Origin of the sequence: Legionella feeleii (genome assembly GCF_001467625.1) — a bacterium.
GTDB classification, from domain to species: domain Bacteria; phylum Pseudomonadota; class Gammaproteobacteria; order Legionellales; family Legionellaceae; genus Tatlockia; species Tatlockia feeleii.
This window is the reverse complement of sequence record NZ_LNYB01000040.1, coordinates 1-4,316: the sequence shown is the minus strand read 5'-3', so window position 1 is coordinate 4,316 and position 4,316 is coordinate 1. Positions and strand designations below refer to the sequence as shown.

Genomic DNA, 4,316 nt, shown 5'->3' with positions numbered 1-4,316 from the left:
GCGGTATACGGAAATAGCAGCAATACGATTTAAAGAGTTCTGGAATGACTAACTGTCCGGAAATTTCTGAGGTTTGCGGCTACCCCTCCAGCCCGTCCCGGGGAGCCAAGCCCAGTAAGGGTTTTGGCGTCCTAGCTCGAAATTATCAAACTCAAATTTTAAAAAACGTTCCTCTAAACGTTCCTGCTGTTATCTTAATAAGCTTAATTTGGTTCTTCGCCGCTATTATTCTCTTTACTAGGGATACTCTTGAGGGCTGCGAAGGCTTAATTTTATGGTTCATATCTAAACTTGAAATTAAAGTTACTTTAATTTCAATTATTGAAATAATAATTCTATGTTTTACGAACTTCTTAAAGATGAATAGTTTAAAAACAATCCATCTAGAAGAATTTATAAGTTAATCATTTCATTTAATTAAAAAAATAAGTTTTAAGAACTATCACGATTGTCACTTTCGTCACTCTTCTAAAAACTTATGGAGATGAATATTAATTTCTTCCTTATTTGGCTCAATTTTCTATTACTACCATTTAGGGACTAATAAATAACTAATAAATAACATTGACATATATGATCACAAAATGTACAATAAGTCACTTTGTTGGTGTTAATTTTTAGTTTAAAACATCATACGTGATTACTTTGGAGAAATTGTGGGTAAATCAGATATAGCTTTAAATGATTCTAAGTTGCTTTCATCACAAGGATGGTATTATTTTGGCCAATTATTAATTGATTCTACTTACCTACAGCCATTTAAGCTTACCTCAAATGGTGCACAGCAAAAGAAGCGGGTAAAAAACAATACTCATAATGGATACATTGAACGAGAAATTCATGGAGCAATGCATGCATCAAGAGTAGCTTGGTCTACAGTGATGTTACATCGTTTATGCCAACAACAGTATCCTGATCAAGTGCAAAATAAAATACAAGCGTTAATGAAGTTTAGTAATTTAAGCGAAGAAGAGCTCTTTTGCTTAATTCGCTATGTAGGGTTGGGTCATGATGCGGCACGAGAAGGTGACGGAGCAGATAGATGGGAAAGTAAAAGTGCTACCTGCATTGAACTTTTTTTGAAAGAGCATGGTCTTAACCCCCAATTAGCGGCAATATTTTCTCGCCTTGCTTCTTTAAAAGATAAACCGCAAGAATTAGCAAATTATCTTGCTTCTTATAACTTGGATGAGAACGTTATTGAAGGTTTGCAATATGCACGCTTGCTTGTCAGCCTTGCTGATTGCTTTGATATTATTCGTTGTAATGGTTCATTTGATTTTGCATTTATTGAGCGAAAATTGGCTGAAATTTTTCCCTATTCAAAAGATAAAGATGCTTCAGTTTTTTTTGATTATGCAAAACATATGCTGCAGCTACTAAAGCGACAAAAAGACCTCTACTTTCCGACCCAATTAATAGGACCCAATAAGGAGATTTTTAGTCTAGGGGATGGTGAAGAAGATTATTCAGTTCAAGAAAAAGTAAAATTGGAACATGCTGATTATGCCTCTGCAGCGATGCTTGATTCATTAAACCAAGACCTTTATTTTCAGCAATTATTAAATACAGAAGCTCCTGAATGCTCTAATCCTTATGATAAAGAACCTGCTTTCAATCCCTACATTCACGGAACGAATAGTGCTGCACTGGCGTTAATGACACAAACAGATTTTCAATTGATGTCAGCAATAGAAATGCTTGAGCAATATGGATTGGCTCCTTTATGTGGAGAGCTAACACAAGGGGGATTTAGTACGGCTATGGCAGATGGTAAACCCTGTTTTGCAAGACTTAGTGGAGAAGATAATTCTAACGAATATTCATTAAAAAAAGTGATACGGAATTATGCGAAAACTAATAAAGCAGTATCTAAAGAAGAGTGCTTAGACAATTTGCGGCATTATGGCGCTAATCCATCAAGGAGCTTATTCTCTAGCATCAGTATTATTAATATCTACCTTGCACGCGCAAGGCAACTTGGTATTAACCTTCGGGACATCCCTGAAATTCAATCTTTAGAAAAAGATTTCCAACAATCCATGGATATTTTTTATTTGTACTTGTTATTTTCAACTCATATCGTCGCAAAAAAAGGAATTAAAGAATTATCTTATGAAGACGAAAATACATTAGGAGATGAAATGGAAGAACATTTATCCCTACAAAAAATTCTTAAAAAATTACAGCAATCCGATATTTCAATACGAGATATTTATAATAACCCTACAGCTGAAAATTGCCAGAAAATCATTACTCTCCTTACCCTTCCAGCACATTGTAAAGTTCAACAATTATTTGAATACGTTGAGGAGCCACTAAAAGAACCAAGTAAATATAAGCAGCTAGAAACTCAATGGGGCTACATGGTTCGTAATGTCTCTTCCTGGAGTTTCGAATCAATGCTTTACCAGACATATACAGGAAGGTATGAAAGAGTTGATTTTCAGCGAGTAGCTCCCAAGCTACTCAGTTATATGGAAACATTAGAAAAACGATTTTTAGTTACACAAAGCCTTTTGCAAGATTCTCAAAAACCGTTGGTATTATCTGCTGAAGACTTAGACCTGGTAGAAAACCCCTTACCGATTATTTTATGTTATGACCAAAGTCGCCATATACGTATTTTTTCAATGGGAAGCCAAGAATATCGTACTCAAAAACCACTCAAGTTGGGAGAGGATATTCAAACTATTGCCACGGACACTGAAACCAATATTAAGCGCTTAAAAGCTTATAGTGATAGACATCAATTAAACTTAAATATCATTTCATTTGCCGATTTAGAACGTGCTCATAATTCTTTAAGCACAGAACATCCTTTATCTAGCCAACAAGTATTGCAACCATCTGCATCAGAGTCCAATATCCACAGCTCTTTCATTCTGGAACAACCTTTACCAACTCAACCGATCCCAAGTCGATCATCAAATGCTGATATTATAGCGCTTCGTGAGTTTTGCGCTCAGCAACAAGTACGTTTGAATCAAACTTCGGTTCTCAAATCATTAACACGTTTTCAAGAAGAAGCAGAAAGAATTATTTTATCTAATCTATCTTCAGTAGAAAAAAGGACACAATTAAAAGCTTGTGCACATCATGAGTTTGAACATCGTCATTATGCACCACGATTATTAGCTGATGCTTTAATGTTAATATCGTCATTAGCTTTAATTGGTCTTGCTGTAGGTATAACCAGAATATTAACTGGTCATAGCTTCTTCTTTAGTGCAGAAAAGACACGACGGGAAACAGAATTTATTAAAATTGCAGATACAATGGAATTAAGTGCTAGAGCATAGTTATTGGATTCTAATTGCTCCATTGAAGCAAGACAAATAGTGCTTTAAAAATCATAGGAACAATTAACTTAACCATAACATACCTCATTCACTCTATGGCTCTTGTCTGCCTTCAGCTGAGTCATAGACTTTATTTTTGTTTCGTTTTCCTACGGCAACAACCAAGAGGATCATTTTATTATCGTTAACCTGGTAGACCAATCGATAACCCGCTTGATGTAGTTTGATCTTATAGCAATCTTTAAGCTGACCACTCAATTTGGCGGAAATAACATATGGATTTTCAAGTCGCCGCTTTAGCTGTTTTTTAAATTGCTCCTGCAATTCCCTCGATAGTTTCTTCCATTCTTTTAATGCAAGGGGATGAAAATGTAACTCATAAATCATCAAGCTCAACCTTAACCGATGTAAATGGTGCTGCAAGGCGTTGTTCTACAATGTTCTTTAACTCGTTATCATCAACAGCATCCATCAGCTTTTCAAAAGTTTCGACTGGGATTAAATAAGCGGCAGCTACATTGTGGTTAAGGATAACCACGGGCATTCCTTGTGCATCGTGAATGAGCTTCGTTGGATTTTTCTTTAATTCGCTAATGCTTGCGACTTGTGTTGCATATAAAGTTTGCATTTCAATGACCTAAATAAAGACCTGTATTGTGTGTTAATTATAGGGTCTTTTGTAATAGAACGTCAATCATTGTGCGATTGAATTTTAAGTAAAATCTATTTATACGCAGTACAATTGCTGGGATAATTGTCTTTAATCAACTAGATAATAGGATATTCCCATGGCAAACCAACAAGTGGAACAAGTGCAGGAAGCTAAAGTAATCGATGTTGATCTTAAACAGCAAAAAAAATTTACTCAACACCTCATTCACGATTGCACATTGGCTTGTAATGATTTTCAAAGCAAGAATTTTGGGCTCTTGGCGTCTTCGCGTTAAAATCTAGTTTTTAGTATAATGGCAAGGATAAATAATTAAGAGACAATTGTCATAATAATGAACAACA

At 35.3% G+C, this 4,316-nt stretch carries 4 protein-coding genes; 2 read left to right on the top strand and 2 right to left on the bottom strand.

The genetic code is table 11. From position 1 onward, the window contains the following. Positions 1-656 precede the first annotated feature (656 nt). Entirely contained in the window at positions 657-3,302 is a 2,646-nt protein-coding gene (locus Lfee_RS06300; RefSeq protein WP_058445011.1) for a hypothetical protein, read from the top strand. 93 nt (positions 3,303-3,395) lie between these two features. Here Lfee_RS06300 and Lfee_RS06295 read toward each other — a convergent pair whose 3' ends face one another. Both Lfee_RS06295 and Lfee_RS06290 read right to left on the bottom strand, forming a co-directional pair. Next, positions 3,396-3,689 (bottom strand): type II toxin-antitoxin system RelE family toxin, encoded by a 294-nt coding sequence (locus Lfee_RS06295; RefSeq protein WP_058445009.1) that lies wholly within the window; start codon positions 3,687-3,689, stop codon positions 3,396-3,398. Continuing rightward, a complete protein-coding gene (locus Lfee_RS06290; protein WP_058445007.1) occupies positions 3,679-3,930 on the bottom strand; it encodes a type II toxin-antitoxin system Phd/YefM family antitoxin in 252 nt (83 codons plus the stop codon). Before Lfee_RS06290 ends, Lfee_RS06295 begins: the two co-directional genes overlap by 11 nt. Positions 3,931-4,090: 160 nt before the next feature. On the opposite strand from Lfee_RS06290, the gene Lfee_RS16940 reads away from it, so the two are divergent. After that, on the top strand, positions 4,091-4,249 hold the full coding sequence (locus Lfee_RS16940; RefSeq protein ID WP_156413365.1) for a hypothetical protein: 159 nt from the start codon (positions 4,091-4,093) through the stop codon (positions 4,247-4,249). Positions 4,250-4,316: the final 67 nt, after the last annotated feature.

Excerpts from the sequence above, each read along its gene's own strand:
- Lfee_RS06295 (WP_058445009.1), bottom strand. The coding sequence starts at position 3,689 with ATGATTTATGAGTTACATTTTCATCCCCTTGCATTAAAAGAATGGAAG.
- Lfee_RS06290 (WP_058445007.1), bottom strand. The coding sequence starts at position 3,930 with ATGCAAACTTTATATGCAACACAAGTCGCAAGCATTAGCGAATTAAAG.
- Lfee_RS16940 (WP_156413365.1), top strand. The coding sequence starts at position 4,091 with ATGGCAAACCAACAAGTGGAACAAGTGCAGGAAGCTAAAGTAATCGAT.